Genomic DNA, 17,500 nt, shown 5'->3' with positions numbered 1-17,500 from the left:
AGTAACCCATAATAGAAGTCAGCGGTGTACGTAAATCATGAGATACATTCGTAATAAGCTCATTTTTCTGCTTTTCTAATTTACGCTCTTTTTCTATATTATTCATAAGCTCTTCCGCCATATTATTAATATTCTCAGTTAAAGACGCAATCTCATCTTCACCTTTCTTCTCAATGCGGTACGCTAAGTTTCCTTTTTCTATTTCCTTTACACCTTCTGCCATTGCTTCAATCTGCTTCATCTTTCTCTTTGTTATATAGAAGAAAGAGAAGATGAATACAAGGACACCAATTAAAAATGGGAATGGTCCTTCTACTTTATAATACACTACCTCCCCTTGAGGAATCCCGCTTACAAACATATATAAGTTCTTACCTTCAATTGTAATAGGCGAGAATGTAATAAACTCTTTTCTTGATCTTTCAATATCATTATTATTTGAATAATTGATAGCAAATGAAGTCGCATTACGAATTGTATTATGCAAATTAATTTGTTCTTCTTGCGCTTGCTTCGTTTTATACAAAACTTTACCATTTTCGTCAGTAACTAATATTTTAAAGGCATCATGCCCTTGCTCTAAATTCTCATTTTCTAGTTCTATCATATTTTGTACAGCATCTAATTTATTTTCAGCAACCATCATTTCCGCTGTACTTTGAGCTTTACGATTAATTTGCTCCATACCATCTCTGTAATTAATCTCAGCATGCTGGCTAGCATCTTCAAAAATAGGTGCTACTATCTTCGTTGATACAAAGAGACCTAATAACGCACAAGCAGTAAACGCCGTAATAAGTTGAATCCTTATACTCCGTTTCACGCTCTTTATTATCTTTCCAATTAATTCTCGAATTTTCCTAACATAAGTAAACGGATTAAATATCTTTTTCAATCTTATACCCCACTCCCCATACTGTTTTTATATATCTAGGCTTCCTTGGATTCTCCTCAATCTTTTCACGTACTTTTCGAATATGCACCATTACAGTATTATCAGACTGGAAAGATCGTTCGTTCCACACCTTTTCATAAATTTGCTCCGCACTAAACACCATACCTGGATTTCTAGCTAGCAATTCTAAAATTGAAAATTCCCTCGGGGTTAGTTTCACTTCTTCTCCCTCTACAATAACTTTATGGGTCGAGATATTTATTTTCATCTCTCCAATTTCTAGCTCGTCCTCATTTTGAATAGCAAAACCATTCATTTTCATATAACGGCGTAACTGAGATTTAATTCGTGCAATTAACTCTAATGGATTAAAGGGCTTCGTTACGTAATCATCTGCTCCTGTTGTTAATCCTAAAATCTTATCCATATCTTGCGTTTTCGCAGAAAGCATAATAATAGGCATCTCTTTCGATTCTCTTACTTTCATACACATATGAATACCATCTACTTTCGGCATCATAATATCTAATACGACTAGATGCACTTCATTTTCTTCCAGTAAACGTAGCCCTTCTTCTCCGTCCCCTGCTTGCAATACTTTATATCCTTCATTCTTTAAATAGATTGTAATTAAATTCCGAATTTCTTTTTCATCATCTACGACAAGTATTGTTTCGTGTGCCACAATATCTCCCCCATCACTTTTTTAATCCCTAACTTCTATTATAGAAAAACTTCTGAAGAAAAACGCTCGGAAATCCTTAAGTTTTTCTGAAGACGCAAAAAAGGTCTAGACTCCCCTTAAGTCTAGACCTTTGAAAAAACCCCTTTTATTTACGAACGTAGATGAAATATAGTACGAATAAAACTCCCATAACATACATAATCGGATGAACCTCTTTACGACGACCACTCACAACCATTGTAATTGGATAGAAGATAAATCCAATCGCAATCCCAGTTGCGATACTATACGTAAGTGGCATAGAGATAATTGTAAAGAATGCTGGCACTGCAATCTCGAATTTCTTCCAATCAATTTCCCCTAAAGAAGAAACCATCAAGATTCCTACAATAATTAAAGCTGGTGCCGTTACAGCTGGCGTTACAACACTTAGTAATGGCGAGAAGAATAGTGCCAGTAAGAAGAATCCTGCTGTTACAACTGCTGTAAATCCAGAACGTCCTCCTGCTGCTACCCCTGCAGAAGACTCAATGTAAGACGTTGTTGTTGATGTACCCAAGATTGCACCAATTACAGTTGCAATCGCATCTGCAAATAATGCTTTTCCTGCACGTGGTAATTTATTGTTCTTCATTAATCCAGCTTGATTCGCAACCGCTACAAGCGTACCTGCTGTATCAAAGAAATCGATAAAGAAGAACGTTATAATAACAATCCCCATTTGAACTGTAAAAATATCTCCGAAGTGCGTTAACGCCACGCCGAACGTTGGTTCTAGACTCGGTATTGCTCCCACTACAGCTTTCGGAGTATCAATTAATCCTGTTGCCACTCCTAAGATCGCTGTAAGAATCATACCGTAAAATACTGCACCATTAACTTTCTTAATCATAAAGATGATTGTCGTAACAACCCCGAAGATTGCTAGTAACGTTGTGCCCTTTGTTAAGTCCCCCAACCCAACAAGAACAGCATCATTTTTCACGATAATTCCAGCATTTTGGAATCCAAGGAATGCAATGAACAATCCGATACCTGCTGCTACTGCAAACTTTAACTCCGATGGAATTGCATTAATGATTTTTTCACGAATACCTGAAGCAGTAAGAATAATAAAGATAATACCTGACATTAATGTTCCGGCAATGGCCGTTTGCCACGGAATACCCATCGTTAACACTGCTGTATAAGCAAAGAACGCGTTAATTCCCATACCTGGCGCTAAAGCAATTGGATACTTCGCGAAAATACCCATAATTAACGAACCGATTGCTGCCGCTAATGCCGTAGCAACGAATACTGCACCTGGATCCATCCCTGTACCTGCTGGTAACCCTTTAACATTTCCAAGCGACAGCGTAGCAGGATTGACAAACAGTACGTAAGCCATAGATAGAAATGTTGTTAACCCCGCTATGAACTCAGTCTTATAATTCGTACCGAGCTCATCAAATTGAAAATAGCGTTTCATCCTACGTTTCCCCCGTTATATGATTACTCGCCGTAATCTCCCTAGCCCTCTTTTATCTATTAAAAATAAAAAAGGCTTCCATTGCATATACATGGAAGCGTTCTATGAATAAAGACAAGTTTCCCCTCATCTTTATCTAAACGCCTCGTAGTCAAGCCATTTACGGTAGCTAGGTAGAAACTTTCGGGCCATATCCCCGATATTATACGACGGCATAATATTCACTTTTCGTTTGAATTACATACTCATATTAACTCTTGAATGTATTTTTGTCAATTTAAAAGCGAACGTTTTTATAAATTTTTATATTTTCGTTCGTATTAACAACGAAAACAAAAAGATCCATCTATTCATGAATGATAGATGGATCTTTTTTATTACAATACTATTCCCACTCAATAGTTGCTGGTGGCTTACTCGTTACATCATACACGATACGGTTAACGTGTTTTACTTCGTTTACGATACGAACAGAGATTTTCTCTAGTACGTCCCAAGGGATACGTGCCCAGTCAGCTGTCATACCGTCAATAGATGTTACTGCACGGATACCTACTGTGTAATCGTAAGTACGCTCGTCACCCATAACACCTACGCTACGCATACCAGGAAGCGCAGTGAAGTATTGCCAGATTTCACGGTCTAAGCCCGCTTTAATAATTTCTTCACGTAAAATCGCATCAGATTCACGAACGATTTCTAATTTCTCTTCTGTGATTTCACCTAATACACGAATACCAAGACCCGGTCCTGGGAATGGTTGACGCCATACGATTTCATCAGGAATTCCTAGTTCAGATCCTAATACACGTACTTCATCTTTAAATAACGTGTTTAAAGGCTCAATTAATTTGAACTGCATGTCTTCTGGAAGTCCACCAACGTTATGGTGAGATTTAATTGTTTGTGCAGTTGCTGTACCACTTTCAACGATATCTGTGTAAAGTGTACCTTGTGCTAAGAAGTCCATACCTTGTAATTTTGACGCTTCATCATCAAATACGTAAATGAATTCGTTACCGATGATTTTACGTTTTTGTTCTGGATCTTCTACACCTTTTAACTTGTTCATGAAGCGTTCTTGTGCATCCACTTTAATAACGTTCATATGGAAGCCTTCGCTAAATGTTTTCATAACGCCTTCTGCTTCACCTTTACGAAGTAAACCGTGGTCAACGAAAATACATGTTAACTGATCGCCGATTGCTTTATGAATTAATACTGCTACAACAGAAGAGTCTACGCCGCCACTAAGTGCACATAGTACTTTTTTGTCTCCAACAGTTTCACGAATCTTTTCTAATTCTACTTCGATAAAGTTCTCCATGTTCCATCCTTCAGAACAACCACATACGCCGAATACGAAGTTTTTAATTAAATCGTTACCGTGCTCAGAGTGACGTACTTCTGGGTGGAATTGTACACCGTATAAGTTTTTCGCTTCATTGCTCATACCAGCAATTGGGCAAGACTCACTTGTTGCGTCTACTACGAATCCTTCAGGTAAACCAGTTACTAAGTCGCCATGGCTCATCCATACAACTTGCTCTTCTGGAAGGTTCGCATATAATTTTGATTCGTTCTCTACTTTAAGAACAGCTTTTCCGTACTCACGGTGGTTGGCACGCTCTACTTTACCACCGAAGTGTTGTGTCATAAGCTGCATACCGTAACAGATACCGAAGATCGGTAAATCTAGTTCGAAGATTTTTTCATCACAATGTAATGCACCTTCACCGTATACGCTATTTGGTCCACCAGAGAAAATAATCCCTTTTGGATTCATTGCTTTAATTTCTTCTGCAGTAATTGTATGTGGATGAAGTTCACTGTATACACCGAACTCACGAATTCGACGTGCTATTAACTGATTGTATTGACTTCCAAAATCTAAAACGATAATTGTATCGTGTTGTTTCTTCAAAATAATCACCCCAACGTTAGTTCTCGTATATAAATATTTTCACCAATTTGGCGAAAAGCATTACCAATATAATAAAAAAAGCCAGTCCTCCGCCTCTAGTCTCATAACAAAGAAAAGGCAGGGGTCTGGCTTTATAAAGAAAGATAGTCTCCGCTCTTTATAAATATAAGACACACTGCCTTCATAGTCAGGTTGTTTACGGTAACCCGGTAGAGACTCTCAAACCATATCATTGAGGATATATGAAGGATCGTTTTATATTATCTTCCTAGATTCTAACAATGAAGTATCAATATGGTCAAGAGAGAAAGCGACAAAATTCTACAGAAATTCATTTCCTTTTCTAAAAAACATAAAAAAACATCCATTTCTACATAGAAATGGATGTTTTTTAGGGCAAACGGAATTACATCATTCCGCCCATACCGCCCATGCCCATGCCGCCCATGTCAGGCATTGCTGGTGCATTTGGCTCTGGCTTGTCAGCTACTACAGCTTCAGTTGTTAAGAACATAGCTGCAACAGATGCTGCGTTTTGAAGTGCAGAACGAGTTACTTTAGCTGGATCTACGATACCAGACTCAAGCATGTTAACCCATTCGCCAGTAGCTGCGTTGAAACCAACGCCTACTTTTTCGCCTTTTAGACGCTCTACAACTACAGATCCTTCTAGACCAGCGTTGATTGCGATTTGACGAACTGGCTCTTCTAGTGCGCGAAGTACGATGTTGATACCTGTTGCTTCGTCGCCTTCAGCTACGATAGAAGCTACTTTCGTGTATACGTTCATAAGTGAAGTACCACCACCTGCAACGATACCTTCTTCTACTGCTGCACGAGTTGAGTTAAGTGCATCTTCAATGCGAAGTTTGCGCTCTTTCAACTCAGTTTCAGTTGCTGCACCTACTTTAATTACCGCTACGCCACCTGCTAGTTTAGCAAGACGCTCTTGTAATTTTTCACGATCGAATTCAGAAGTTGTTTCTTCTAATTGCGCACGAATTTGACCGATGCGAGCTGCGATTTGCTCTGTATTTCCAATACCTTCAACTACAGTTGTGTTTTCTTTTGTAACAACAACTTTACCAGCGCGTCCTAAAGATTCAACTGTAGCAGATTTTAAGTCACGACCTAATTCTTCAGTGATTACTTCGCCACCAGTTAAGATTGCGATATCTTCTAGCATTGCTTTACGACGGTCACCAAATCCAGGAGCTTTAACAGCTACTACATTGAATGTACCACGAAGTTTGTTCACTACTAATGTAGCTAAAGCTTCGCCTTCTACATCTTCAGCAATGATAAGAAGTGGTTTACCTTGTTGTACCACTTGCTCTAATACTGGTAAGATTTCTTGAATGTTAGAAATCTTTTTGTCAGTAATTAAGATATATGGGTTATCAAGAACTGCTTCCATTTTGTCAGAATCAGTAATCATGTAAGGAGATGCATATCCACGATCAAATTGCATACCTTCTACTACGTCTAATTCTGTTGTGAATCCTTTAGACTCTTCTAAAGTAATAACGCCGTCGTTACCAACGCGCTCCATTGCTTCAGCGATTAATTGACCTACTTCTTCGTCAGCTGCAGAAATAGCAGCTACTTGTGCGATAGAAGATTTGCCTTCGATTGGTTTAGAAATCGTTTTTAATTCTTCAATTGCAGCAGTAACAGCTTTTTCGATACCTTTACGAAGACCCATTGGGTTAGCACCAGCTGTTACGTTTTTAAGACCTTCACGAATCATAGCTTGCGCTAATACAGTTGCAGTTGTTGTTCCGTCACCAGCTACATCATTTGTTTTGCTAGCAACTTCTGCTACTAATTTTGCACCCATGTTTTCGAATGCATCTTCTAATTCGATTTCTTTTGCGATTGTTACACCATCATTTGTAATAAGTGGTGAACCGAATTTTTTCTCAAGTACAACGTTACGACCTTTTGGTCCAAGTGTTACTTTTACTGCGTTTGCAAGAGTGTCGACACCGCGAAGCATCGAACGACGTGCTTCTTCACTAAATTTAATATCTTTTGCCATAATAATTGACCCCCTTGGATTTTTTAAGATTTATATAATTAACCGATAACTGCTAAAATGTCACTTTCACGTAAAATCAAGTAGTCTGTACCTTCATATTTCACTTCAGTACCTGCATATTTTGAGAAGATGATAAGATCACCTGCTGCTACCTCTAAAGCAACACGCTCACCATTTTCAAGCACTCGACCAGTACCTACTGCAACAACTTTACCCTCTTGTGGTTTTTCTTTTGCGGTATCTGGTAATACGATACCACTTGCTGTTTTTTCTTCTGCTTGAACAAGCTCAATTACAACGCGATCACCTAATGGCTTTAGCATGAACAATAACCTCCTCATTTTGTTATGTAAATTTTATTTATTAGCACTCAAGTCATCCGAGTGCTAACACACTTATAATAATAAATAATCTCAATTTCTTTTGCAAGTAAAAAAATCATAATTTTTTCGCAAATTACTATATAAACTTTCTATATAGAATACTGCCTTTACTATATGAATCGTTGTTTCCCCAACTCGTATGTTACAATATGAAAGACACCCTAAGTTGTTTTCGCTAAACGCACAACTTTTTCCTGTCTCTTACTTCAATTTCAAATATGTATTTACAAAAAAATCATAATTCGGATGAAAGTTTATATCGTAGATAACATATTTACATGTTATCCTACCTCATCTCATACACTAGAGTTAGAAAGGATGGTTAAACCATTTGAAGAAACAATACTGGTGGATTATCGTTACATACATTTTAATGCAGTTATCTGGCGTTGTTGGATTACCACTTCTCCTAAAAACAGGACTCTATGATAATAGAGGATTTACCATTGAAGAAAAAGGACAAATTATAACGGGACACTGGGCAATCATTAGCTTCTTTATTGCATTATGTATCGTGCTTTGGTTACTTAGAACAGACATTCGTGACAGGCATTTAGATCCAATGCGCTCTTCTGTTCCAGCTACTATTGGATGGATTTTCATCGGGTTCTTCTTAGCAATCATCTCACAATCCATTGCAGGTATGATTGAAATGTATGTATTTGGGGTTCCACGTGGATCTGAGAATACAGACAGACTGATGGACATCGCAAGAACGATACCTTGGTTCCTTATTGTTGTATCTATAATTGGACCTATCTTAGAAGAAATCGTATTTAGAAAAATTTTATTTGGTACACTTTATAAGAAGTTTAACTTCTTTATCGCAGCTATCATTAGTTCGCTTGTATTCGCAGCAATTCATTTTGATTTTACTCACTTATTGGTATACACTGCTATGGGGCTCGTATTCGCCTTCTTATATGTGAAGACGAAGCGTATTATCGTTCCGATTGCAGCTCATGTTGCGATGAATACATTAGTCGCTATTGGGCAAATTTTTATGAGCAATGAGCGAATTCAAGAAATGATTAAAGAAGCTGAAAAAATGCAAGGCTTTATCGGAGGATTTTTTGTATGAGAAACTCACCATTGTTCATGGCTGCACTATACTTCCTTCTTGGATGTATCTTTACACGCTTCGCCATTACGAACGTAACAGATACAATCTGGAATGTGTGGACAATACTATTTGCAGTTATGGCAACAATTGATTTTAATTTGGCACTTCGCCTTATATTAGTTAAATTCACAAAGAAGAAACAATAATAAAACGCAGAGGTCGCTTCCTCTGCGTTTTATTGTGGATAGTTTTTCAAAAAGTAAACTAATGTTTGTAACTCTACAGCTAAATCAATATGATGAATTCTAATATTCTCTGATACGTTTAATCGCGCTGGTGTGAAATTCAAAATACCATGCACGCTCGTTTCAGCTAATCTATCTGCTACAGCTTGTGCTACTGTAGCCGGTACTGTTAATATTGCCACTTGTATATCATTTGATAATCTCTCTTCTAATTCATCTAAATGGTATACAGGAATGCCCCCGATTTCTGTTCCAACTTTCTCTTCACTAACATCAAATGCCATTTCAATTTTTGTATTATTGTTTTTCGTGAAATTATAATGTAAGAAAGCGGTCCCTAAATTACCTACTCCAATAAGTGCTACACGCGTTATATCATCTTGATCAAGTGTTTCGCGGAAAAATGATAATAAATAATTTACGTTATATCCATATCCCTTTTTCCCTAACGCTCCAAAATACGAAAAATCTCTTCGTATTGTTGCGGAATCTACTTTTACCGCTTCACTCAATTCGGCCGATGAAACACGCTGCTTACCAGAAAGAGATAAGTTTTGGATAAATCGATAGTATAGAGGCAATCTTTTAGCAGTGGCTTGTGGAATCTTTTGCTGATCCATATGACCTCTCCTCTCTTCCTATCTTTATTCATATACTTTAATCAAATACAGAAGTTTAGCACTCATTAAATTCCTTGTATAATAAAGAGAAGAAGTATTCTCTCTTATTTTAAACTATACACTATTTTTAGTATGATTGAGAAATATAAACATGGCAAAGTTAAGAAATTATTTGAGGTGAAAACATTGATTTTATTACAAGTAAATGGACTTTCGAAATTATACGGTGCAGAAACAATTCTTGCAAACATAAAATTAGAAGTACAAACAAAAGATCGTATCGCATTAGTTGGAAGGAATGGAGCTGGAAAATCTACATTATTAAAAATTATCGCTGGTGAATTATCACATGATGGTGGCGAAATTATAAAACCGAAAGATGTCTCAATCGGGTATTTAGCTCAAAATACCGGCCTAGAAACGTCTTTAACAATTTGGGATGAAATGCTAACCGTCTTTACCCACTTACAGCAAATGGAGACAAAACTTCGAAGGCTTGAGCAAGAAATGGGAAAAGAAGAAAACTTTTCAAACGAAGCTATATATGAAAGATTGTTAGCTGATTATGACCAATTGCAACTCAATTATAAAGATCAAGGTGGATATCAATATGAAGCGGATATTCGCTCCATTTTAAGCGGCCTTGGCTTCCCAGTTGAAACGCACCAGACGACGATTTCTACTTTAAGCGGTGGGCAAAAAACAAGATTAGCTCTCGGAAAATTATTATTAACAAAACCAGACTTACTTATTTTGGACGAGCCTACAAACCATTTAGACATCGAAACATTAACATGGCTTGAGCAATATTTACAAGGTTATCCTGGCGCAATATTAATCGTTTCACATGACCGTTATTTCTTAGACAAACTTGTTACACAAGTATATGAAATCTCGAATAAAGAAAGCAGACGATTTGTTGGTAACTACAGTAAATATTTAGACTTAAAATCAGCATTATATGAGCAAGAAATGAAACGTTACGAAAAACAACAAGATGAAATCGCAAAACTTGAGGACTTCGTTCAAAAGAATATAGCTCGCGCCTCTACAACGAAACGTGCTCAAAGTCGCCGTAAACAACTAGACAGAATGGAATTATTAACGAGACCATTAGGGGATTCTAAGTCAGCATCATTCCACTTCGATATTGAAAAGCAAAGTGGAAATGATGTTTTACAAGTAAAGGATGCAACCATTGGCTATGATGAGGACCCTATAATTGAAAACGTAACTATGCGCTTAACTCGCGGAGATAGTGTTGCTTTAGTTGGTCCAAACGGAATTGGGAAATCCACCTTATTAAAATCTATTGTGAATAAGTTACCACTATTAAATGGCGATGTTTCTTTCGGATCAAATGTATCTGTTGGTTATTATGATCAAGAACAAGCAAACTTAACATCTTCTAAACGGGTTTTAAATGAACTATGGGATGAATATCCACTGCAACCTGAAAAAGAAATCCGTACTATACTCGGGAACTTTTTATTTACAGGAGATGATGTACTGAAACCAGTATCTTCCCTTAGTGGTGGACAAAAAGCTCGATTAGCTCTTGCGAAACTTATGATGCAAAAGTCAAATTTATTAATTCTGGATGAGCCTACGAACCACCTTGATTTAAATAGTAAAGAGATTTTAGAGAATGCTTTAATTGATTATCCAGGGACTCTTCTATTTGTCTCACATGATCGCTACTTCATTAACCGTGTAACAACGACTGTGGTTGAGTTATCAACAGAAGGTGCACAGGAATATTTAGGGGATTACGATTACTATGTGGAGAAAAAAAATGAAATGATTGAACGCGCAGCATTTGAACAACTTGAACAGCAAGAAAATCAGGCACCTGTTCAAAAAACTGTAGCTCAAGAAAAATTAAATTATCTCGAAGAAAAAGAGCGTAAACAATTAGAACGTCAACGCACTCGAAAAATTGAAGAACTAGAACAAAACATCGTAAACTTAGAAGAAGAAATTGCTACGTTAGAAGATCAACTTTGCTTACCAGAAATATATGCAGATTATGAAAAAGCGAGTGAAATTACAACTAAAAAACAAACGCTACAAGAACAACTTGAAACTTGTATGGCAGAGTGGGAAGAGCTGCATGTATAAGAGTATTTAAATAAGGAAGATGTCTCATCAGTCATGATTTTTGACTATGTGACATCTTTTTTCTTTAAGTACATAAATAATTTTTTGAATATATCAATGGTAACTCGGAATATATCAACCAATTTTCAAATACATCTATCGTCACCCTATATATATAAACGATTCGACACGAAATATCGATTTACCGACAAGGATTGACAATATCAGCACCCTCTATAATAGAAGGATATTTCAAAATGTTTTTCAGGGATATCTTCTTACTTTTTATTTCCCGAAAAACAATATATTCAAAGGTCAGACTTCATCTAGTTTATCCACAAACTTATACACATATCCACCTTTATAAAATAGCTAACAAAACAACTTTTCCACATTATCCACAACTAACAAAAAAGATATCAACACTTTATATACACAACAAAACCCACATTATCAACAGATAATATGGGTTTTATCCACAAGCTGTGGTTAATTATGTGCATAACTATGCTTCAATATCTAATCCTGGATTCGCATTTAAGGCTAATGTTGCACGCTTGCCTTGTTCATACGCAATTGTCCCTGCCGCTGCAATCATTGCTGCATTATCTGTGCATAAAGATAGCGGTGGAATAATTAGTTCAATGTTTTCTTTTTGTGCAAATTCCTCTTCTAATCGCGCACGAAGTCCTTTATTAGCAGCTACTCCACCAGCAAGAAGTAATTGCTTTACATTATAAGCTTCTGCTGCACGAGCTGCTTTCGTTACAAGTACATCTATTACACTTTCTTGGAAACTTGCCGCTAAATCTTCTGGTTTAATTTCTATACCACGTTGTTTCGCGTTATGCACAGTGTTGATAACTGCTGATTTCAATCCACTAAAGCTAAAATCATATGAATTCGGTTCTAGCCATGCACGAGGCAAATCAATTGTTGGTTCTCCTTCATGTGCAAGACGATCAATATGCGGACCACCTGGATATGGCATAGATAACGTACGAGCTACTTTATCATATGCTTCTCCAGCTGCATCATCTCGCGTTTCACCAATTACTTCAAATGAACCATGTTCTTTCATATAAACAAGTTCTGTATGCCCACCAGATACAACAAGTGATAATAGCGGGAATTGAACTTCTTTTACTAAACGGTTCGCATAAATATGACCTGCAATATGATGAACACCGACTAGCGGAATATCATGTGCAAAAGCTACTGCCTTCGCTGCATTTACCCCAATTAGAAGTGCTCCTACTAAACCAGGCCCTTCTGTTACAGCAATTGCATCAATATCATCAAATGTGATATTTGCTTCTTTTAAAGCTTCTTCTAACACAACTGTAATTTCTTCTACATGATGACGGGATGCAATCTCTGGTACAACCCCGCCAAAACGTTTATGACTTTCGATTTGTGATGCAACGACATTCGCAATAATTTCCGTTCCATTTTTAACAACCGCTACCGCTGTTTCATCACAGCTTGTTTCAATCCCAAGTATAATCGTATTTTTTTCCATTATATATTCACCCACATTACAAGACCATCTTCCTGATTGTCTGCATAGTATCGTTTACGAATTCCACCATTTTGAAATCCGTATTTTTTGTACAACTGCTTTGCTACTTCATTTGATACACGTACTTCAAGCGTCATTGTTTTTACTCCTAGTTCTTTCGCTTCTGAAATAACTGCTTTCAATAAGGCATCTCCCAATTTTTGACCTCGGTATTCTGGCAAAATAGCTATATTTGTTATATGTGATTCATCAATAATTATCCACAATCCACAATATCCGATTACACGACCATCTTTTTCTAACACAATATAATGTGCATGTTCATTCATCGTTAATTCACGGTGAAAGGCATCTGCAGTCCAAGGAGTTGAAAAAGATACTTCTTCAATAGCTACAATTTGAGCAATATCATCAAGTTCCATCTTTCTAAATATCATATCCATCTTCTGCAAGGCCCCTACTTGTTTTGACTTTCTAACCACTTTGTTTCAGCTTCAGCTAAACGAAGATAGCTTGGAACAAACGTATGCACATCTTGTTCTTCTTGTTGTAATCCTAAGAATGCTAGCTCACTTGGTCTTGGATTATTTTTAGTAAAAGGAGCGAATACAGCTTGATCACCTAAATGTTCTATAATTGTTTCTTTATGCAATTTAACATCATTACCGATAAATAAAACAGGCTGTCCTTTATCTTTTAACATTTGCAACCAGTCCACAATAAGAATAATTCGGTCTTCTTCTATTGAAGTTAACTGCTCTCCTTCATATGTATATAATCCAGTATAAATTTGCCCACGTCTTCCATCAAATAAAGGACAAATTAACCCATTAAAGTTAGCACCGTTTGCAGCTACTACCTCTAAACTTGATACACCTACAATTGGTATTTGAAGTGACCAAGCTAATGTTTTTGCCGCTGTCACGCCTATGCGAACACCTGTATATGATCCAGGTCCAGCAGCTACTACGATTTTAGTTAATTCCTTCGGTTTTACACCACATTCTTTTAACAGTTGCTCTACAGCTGGCATAAGACGTACAGAATGGTTTTTCGTCAAATTTGTAATGATTTCCCCAATCACGTTTCCTTCCTCAATAAGGGATACACCCATTACGTAATTTGAAGTATCAATTGCTAGTACTTTCATCTTGTAATAGCTCCTCACATAATCTAATATAGCGATCTCCAATTGGCTCGAGTATAATTTTTCTTGTGTCATCTCCCGCATGGAATAAACTAATTTGTAACTTTTCATTCGGTAAATATGCTTCTATTAAATGAGCCCATTCCACTACCGTAATTCCTTCACCGTAGAAATACTCATCAAAGCCTAAGTCCTCTTCGCTTTCTGCTAAGCGATACACGTCCATATGATATAGCGGTAATCTTCCTTTATATTCTTTAATAATATTAAAGGTAGGACTATTTACAACTCTTTTCACTCCAAGACCTTTTGCTAGTCCCTTTGTAAAAGTCGTCTTACCAGCTCCAAGATCTCCTTCTAAAATAATTACATCTTGTGCTTCTACGAGTTCACCTAGTTTTTCTGATAATCTTTGTGTTTCCGCAGAAGATTTTGTTGTTACTTCATATTTTCTCACAGACTTCACCTACTTTACTCACAATGTTCTCTGCTCTTTATTATACAGGTTTTGAATATATAAAAAAGTCCTTAGGAGTTGTCCTAAGGATAGTTTGACTGTCTTTATTAGTTTTTTGTTAAAACAAATAAAAAAATACGAAACAACTTGTTTCGTTCTTTTCTTTATATAAAATGGCGGTCCCGACCGGGGTCGAACCGGCGATCTCCTGCGTGACAGGCAGGCATGTTAACCACTACACCACGGGACCATTTGGTTGCGGGGACAGGATTTGAACCTGCGACCTTCGGGTTATGAGCCCGACGAGCTACCGTACTGCTCCACCCCGCGATGATATAAATAGCTTGGCGACGTCCTACTCTCACAGGGACAAGGTCCCAACTACCATCGGCGCTAGAGAGCTTAACTTCCGTGTTCGGTATGGGAACGGGTGTGACCTCTCTGCCATCATCACCAAACTATGAAGGCATATTCCTTCAAAACTAGATAACATTGCTACATATTATATGGTTAAGTCCTCGATCTATTAGTATTCGTCAGCTCCACATGTCACCATGCTTCCACCTCGAACCTATCAACCTGATCATCTTTCAGGGATCTTACTAGCTTACGCTATGGGAAATCTCATCTTGAGGGGGGCTTCATGCTTAGATGCTTTCAGCACTTATCCCTTCCGCACATAGCTACCCAGCTATGCCCTTGGCAGAACAACTGGTACACCAGCGGTGCGTCCATCCCGGTCCTCTCGTACTAAGGACAGCTCCTCTCAAATTTCCTACGCCCACGACGGATAGGGACCGAACTGTCTCACGACGTTCTGAACCCAGCTCGCGTACCGCTTTAATGGGCGAACAGCCCAACCCTTGGGACCGACTACAGCCCCAGGATGCGATGAGCCGACATCGAGGTGCCAAACCTCCCCGTCGATGTGGACTCTTGGGGGAGATAAGCCTGTTATCCCCGGGGTAGCTTTTATCCGTTGAGCGATGGCCCTTCCATGCGGAACCACCGGATCACTAAGCCCGACTTTCGTCCCTGCTCGACTTGTAGGTCTCGCAGTCAAGCTCCCTTATGCCTTTGCACTCTACGAATGATTTCCAACCATTCTGAGGGAACCTTTGGGCGCCTCCGTTACACTTTAGGAGGCGACCGCCCCAGTCAAACTGCCCACCTGACACTGTCTCCCGGGTCGATAAGACCCGTAGGTTAGAATTTCAATACAGTCAGGGCGGTATCCCACCAGCGCCTCCACCGAAGCTAGCGCTCCGGTTTCAATGGCTCCCGCCTATCCTGTACAAACTGTACCAAAATTCAATATCAGGCTACAGTAAAGCTCCACGGGGTCTTTCCGTCCTGTCGCGGGTAACCTGCATCTTCACAGGTACTATAATTTCACCGAGTCTCTGGTTGAGACAGTGCCCAAATCGTTACACCTTTCGTGCGGGTCGGAACTTACCCGACAAGGAATTTCGCTACCTTAGGACCGTTATAGTTACGGCCGCCGTTTACTGGGGCTTCAGTTCAGAGCTTCGCTTACGCTAACCCCTCTCCTTAACCTTCCAGCACCGGGCAGGTGTCACCCCCTATACTTCGCCTTACGGCTTCGCAGAGAGCTGTGTTTTTGCTAAACAGTCGCTTGGGCCTATTCACTGCGGCTTTCCGTTAAGAAAGCACCCCTTCTCCCGAAGTTACGGGGTCATTTTGCCGAGTTCCTTAACCAGAGTTCTCTCGCACACCTTAGGATTCTCTCCTCGCCTACCTGTGTCGGTTTGCGGTACAGGCACCTTTTATCTCGCTAGAAGCTTTTCTTGGCAGCGGGGAATCAAAGACTTCGCTCCATAAGGAGCTTCCCCATCACAGCTCAGCCTTCACGATAAGCGGATTTGCCTACTTATCAGCCTAACTGCTTGGACGTGCACAACCAATCGCACGCTTCTTCTATCCTTCTGCGTCCCTCCATTGCTCAAACGATAAAGAGGTGGTACAGGAATATCAACCTGTTGTCCATCGCCTACGCCTGTCGGCCTCGGCTTAGGTCCTGACTAACCCTGAGCGGACGAGCCTTCCTCAGGAAACCTTAGGCATTCGGTGGACGGGATTCTCACCCGTCTTTCGCTACTCATACCGGCATTCTCACTTCTAAGCGCTCCACCAGTCCTTCCGGTCTGACTTCACTGCACTTAGAACGCTCCCCTACCACTGATACCATTGGTATCAATTCGCAGCTTCGGTGGTGTATTTAGCCCCGGTACATTTTCGGCGCAGAGTCACTCGACTAGTGAGCTATTACGCACTCTTTAAATGGTGGCTGCTTCTAAGCCAACATCCTAGTTGTCTAAGCAACTCCACATCCTTTTCCACTTAATACACACTTTGGGACCTTAGCTGGCGATCTGGGCTGTTTCCCTCTTGACTACGGATCTTATCACTCGCAGTCTGACTCCTAAGGATAAGTCATTGGCATTCGGAGTTTGACTGAATTCGGTAATCCGATGAGGACCCCTAGTTCAATCAGTGCTCTACCTCCAAGACTCTTACACTTAAGGCTAGCCCTAAAGCTATTTCGGGGAGAACCAGCTATCTCCAGGTTCGATTGGAATTTCTCCGCTACCCACACCTCATCCCCGCACTTTTCAACGTGCGTGGGTTCGGGCCTCCATTCAGTGTTACCTGAACTTCACCCTGGACATGGGTAGATCACCTGGTTTCGGGTCTACGACCACGTACTAAACGCCCTATTCAGACTCGCTTTCGCTGCGGCTCCGCCTCTTCAGCTTAACCTTGCACGGGATCGTAACTCGCCGGTTCATTCTACAAAAGGCACGCCATCACCCATTAACGGGCTCTGACTATTTGTAGGCACACGGTTTCAGGATCTCTTTCACTCCCCTTCCGGGGTGCTTTTCACCTTTCCCTCACGGTACTGGTTCACTATCGATCACTAGGG

The 17,500-nt window shown here is 39.3% G+C and carries 14 protein-coding genes, 2 tRNA genes, 2 rRNA genes and 2 riboswitches (2 of these 20 running past the window's edge); of the genes, 3 read left to right on the top strand and 15 right to left on the bottom strand.

Annotated elements, in window-relative coordinates; translation table 11 throughout:
- The 6 genes from QCI81_RS15820 to groES form a co-directional block, all read right to left on the bottom strand.
- A protein-coding gene (locus QCI81_RS15820) for a HAMP domain-containing sensor histidine kinase (RefSeq protein ID WP_016513331.1) crosses the window boundary here: on the bottom strand, nucleotides 1-895 show its 5' portion. 611 nt of this gene lie to the left of the window's left edge; only the first 895 of its 1,506 coding nucleotides appear in the window; the start codon lies at nucleotides 893-895; its stop codon lies off the left edge, out of view.
- A complete protein-coding gene (locus QCI81_RS15815) occupies nucleotides 879-1,580 on the bottom strand; it encodes a response regulator transcription factor (RefSeq protein WP_000929891.1) in 702 nt (233 codons plus the stop codon). The genes QCI81_RS15820 and QCI81_RS15815 overlap by 17 nt, the downstream gene beginning before the upstream one ends.
- A gap of 145 nt (nucleotides 1,581-1,725) precedes the next feature.
- A complete protein-coding gene (locus tag QCI81_RS15810) occupies nucleotides 1,726-3,051 on the bottom strand; it encodes an NCS2 family permease (protein WP_000833096.1) in 1,326 nt (441 codons plus the stop codon).
- Nucleotides 3,052-3,179: 128 nt separating this feature from the next.
- Nucleotides 3,180-3,281, bottom strand: a riboswitch (purine riboswitch).
- A 155-nt stretch (nucleotides 3,282-3,436) separates the two neighbouring features.
- On the bottom strand, nucleotides 3,437-4,975 hold the full coding sequence (gene guaA / locus QCI81_RS15805) for a glutamine-hydrolyzing GMP synthase (protein WP_146632278.1): 1,539 nt from the start codon (nucleotides 4,973-4,975) through the stop codon (nucleotides 3,437-3,439).
- Nucleotides 4,976-5,139: 164 nt separating this feature from the next.
- Nucleotides 5,140-5,241, bottom strand: a riboswitch (purine riboswitch).
- 140 nt (nucleotides 5,242-5,381) lie between these two features.
- Nucleotides 5,382-7,016: a chaperonin GroEL gene (gene groL, locus QCI81_RS15800; protein ID WP_001029992.1), complete on the bottom strand. Its 1,635-nt coding sequence runs from the start codon at nucleotides 7,014-7,016 to the stop codon at nucleotides 5,382-5,384.
- A gap of 38 nt (nucleotides 7,017-7,054) precedes the next feature.
- The gene (gene groES, locus QCI81_RS15795; RefSeq protein WP_000917311.1) at nucleotides 7,055-7,339 is read right to left on the bottom strand and encodes a co-chaperone GroES; all 285 of its coding nucleotides are present in this window, start codon (nucleotides 7,337-7,339) and stop codon (nucleotides 7,055-7,057) included.
- Nucleotides 7,340-7,730: 391 nt separating this feature from the next.
- Between groES and QCI81_RS15790 the strand changes: the two genes are divergently transcribed.
- On the top strand, nucleotides 7,731-8,480 hold the full coding sequence (locus QCI81_RS15790; RefSeq protein WP_071730385.1) for a CPBP family intramembrane glutamic endopeptidase: 750 nt from the start codon (nucleotides 7,731-7,733) through the stop codon (nucleotides 8,478-8,480).
- A complete protein-coding gene (locus tag QCI81_RS15785; protein ID WP_001246204.1) occupies nucleotides 8,477-8,668 on the top strand; it encodes a YdiK family protein in 192 nt (63 codons plus the stop codon). Before QCI81_RS15790 ends, QCI81_RS15785 begins: the two co-directional genes overlap by 4 nt.
- Before the next feature lie 29 nt (nucleotides 8,669-8,697).
- Here QCI81_RS15785 and QCI81_RS15780 read toward each other — a convergent pair whose 3' ends face one another.
- A complete protein-coding gene (locus tag QCI81_RS15780) occupies nucleotides 8,698-9,327 on the bottom strand; it encodes a redox-sensing transcriptional repressor Rex (protein WP_000372699.1) in 630 nt (209 codons plus the stop codon).
- 186 nt (nucleotides 9,328-9,513) lie between these two features.
- Between QCI81_RS15780 and QCI81_RS15775 the strand changes: the two genes are divergently transcribed.
- The gene (locus tag QCI81_RS15775; protein ID WP_217810011.1) at nucleotides 9,514-11,448 is read left to right on the top strand and encodes an ABC-F family ATP-binding cassette domain-containing protein; all 1,935 of its coding nucleotides are present in this window, start codon (nucleotides 9,514-9,516) and stop codon (nucleotides 11,446-11,448) included.
- A 484-nt stretch (nucleotides 11,449-11,932) separates the two neighbouring features.
- Here the strand turns inward: QCI81_RS15775 and tsaD are convergent, their stop codons facing one another.
- From tsaD to QCI81_RS15735, 8 genes are all read right to left on the bottom strand, one after another.
- Entirely contained in the window at nucleotides 11,933-12,949 is a 1,017-nt protein-coding gene (gene tsaD / locus QCI81_RS15770) for a tRNA (adenosine(37)-N6)-threonylcarbamoyltransferase complex transferase subunit TsaD (protein ID WP_000414595.1), read from the bottom strand.
- Complete coding sequence (rimI, locus tag QCI81_RS15765) at nucleotides 12,949-13,392, bottom strand: ribosomal protein S18-alanine N-acetyltransferase (RefSeq protein ID WP_000367207.1); 444 nt, start codon at nucleotides 13,390-13,392, stop codon at nucleotides 12,949-12,951. Before rimI ends, tsaD begins: the two co-directional genes overlap by 1 nt.
- A gap of 14 nt (nucleotides 13,393-13,406) precedes the next feature.
- Nucleotides 13,407-14,099, bottom strand: coding sequence for a tRNA (adenosine(37)-N6)-threonylcarbamoyltransferase complex dimerization subunit type 1 TsaB (gene tsaB, locus QCI81_RS15760; RefSeq protein ID WP_000865771.1), 693 nt, complete (start codon nucleotides 14,097-14,099; stop codon nucleotides 13,407-13,409).
- Complete coding sequence (tsaE, locus tag QCI81_RS15755) at nucleotides 14,080-14,553, bottom strand: tRNA (adenosine(37)-N6)-threonylcarbamoyltransferase complex ATPase subunit type 1 TsaE (RefSeq protein ID WP_001233790.1); 474 nt, start codon at nucleotides 14,551-14,553, stop codon at nucleotides 14,080-14,082. Before tsaE ends, tsaB begins: the two co-directional genes overlap by 20 nt.
- Nucleotides 14,554-14,727: 174 nt before the next feature.
- Nucleotides 14,728-14,803: transfer RNA gene (locus QCI81_RS15750), tRNA-Asp, on the bottom strand.
- A 3-nt stretch (nucleotides 14,804-14,806) separates the two neighbouring features.
- Nucleotides 14,807-14,883, bottom strand: a tRNA-Met gene (locus QCI81_RS15745).
- Between the two features lie 12 nt (nucleotides 14,884-14,895).
- Nucleotides 14,896-15,011: ribosomal RNA gene (gene rrf / locus QCI81_RS15740) — 5S ribosomal RNA — on the bottom strand.
- Between the two features lie 48 nt (nucleotides 15,012-15,059).
- Nucleotides 15,060-17,500: ribosomal RNA gene (locus tag QCI81_RS15735) — 23S ribosomal RNA — on the bottom strand (it continues 481 nt past the right edge of the window).

Source organism: Bacillus cereus group sp. MG20 (assembly GCF_040459885.1).
GTDB lineage: Bacteria > Bacillota > Bacilli > Bacillales > Bacillaceae_G > Bacillus_A > Bacillus_A cereus.
This window is presented reverse-complemented; position numbering and strand designations above follow the sequence as displayed.

Excerpts from the sequence above, each read along its gene's own strand:
- QCI81_RS15780 (WP_000372699.1), bottom strand. The coding sequence starts at position 9,327 with ATGGATCAGCAAAAGATTCCACAAGCCACTGCTAAAAGATTGCCTCTA.
- groL (WP_001029992.1), bottom strand. The coding sequence starts at position 7,016 with ATGGCAAAAGATATTAAATTTAGTGAAGAAGCACGTCGTTCGATGCTT.
- tsaD (WP_000414595.1), bottom strand. The coding sequence starts at position 12,949 with ATGGAAAAAAATACGATTATACTTGGGATTGAAACAAGCTGTGATGAA.
- QCI81_RS15785 (WP_001246204.1), top strand. The coding sequence starts at position 8,477 with ATGAGAAACTCACCATTGTTCATGGCTGCACTATACTTCCTTCTTGGA.
- groES (WP_000917311.1), bottom strand. The coding sequence starts at position 7,339 with ATGCTAAAGCCATTAGGTGATCGCGTTGTAATTGAGCTTGTTCAAGCA.
- tsaB (WP_000865771.1), bottom strand. The coding sequence starts at position 14,099 with ATGAAAGTACTAGCAATTGATACTTCAAATTACGTAATGGGTGTATCC.
- rimI (WP_000367207.1), bottom strand. The coding sequence starts at position 13,392 with ATGGATATGATATTTAGAAAGATGGAACTTGATGATATTGCTCAAATT.
- QCI81_RS15810 (WP_000833096.1), bottom strand. The coding sequence starts at position 3,051 with ATGAAACGCTATTTTCAATTTGATGAGCTCGGTACGAATTATAAGACT.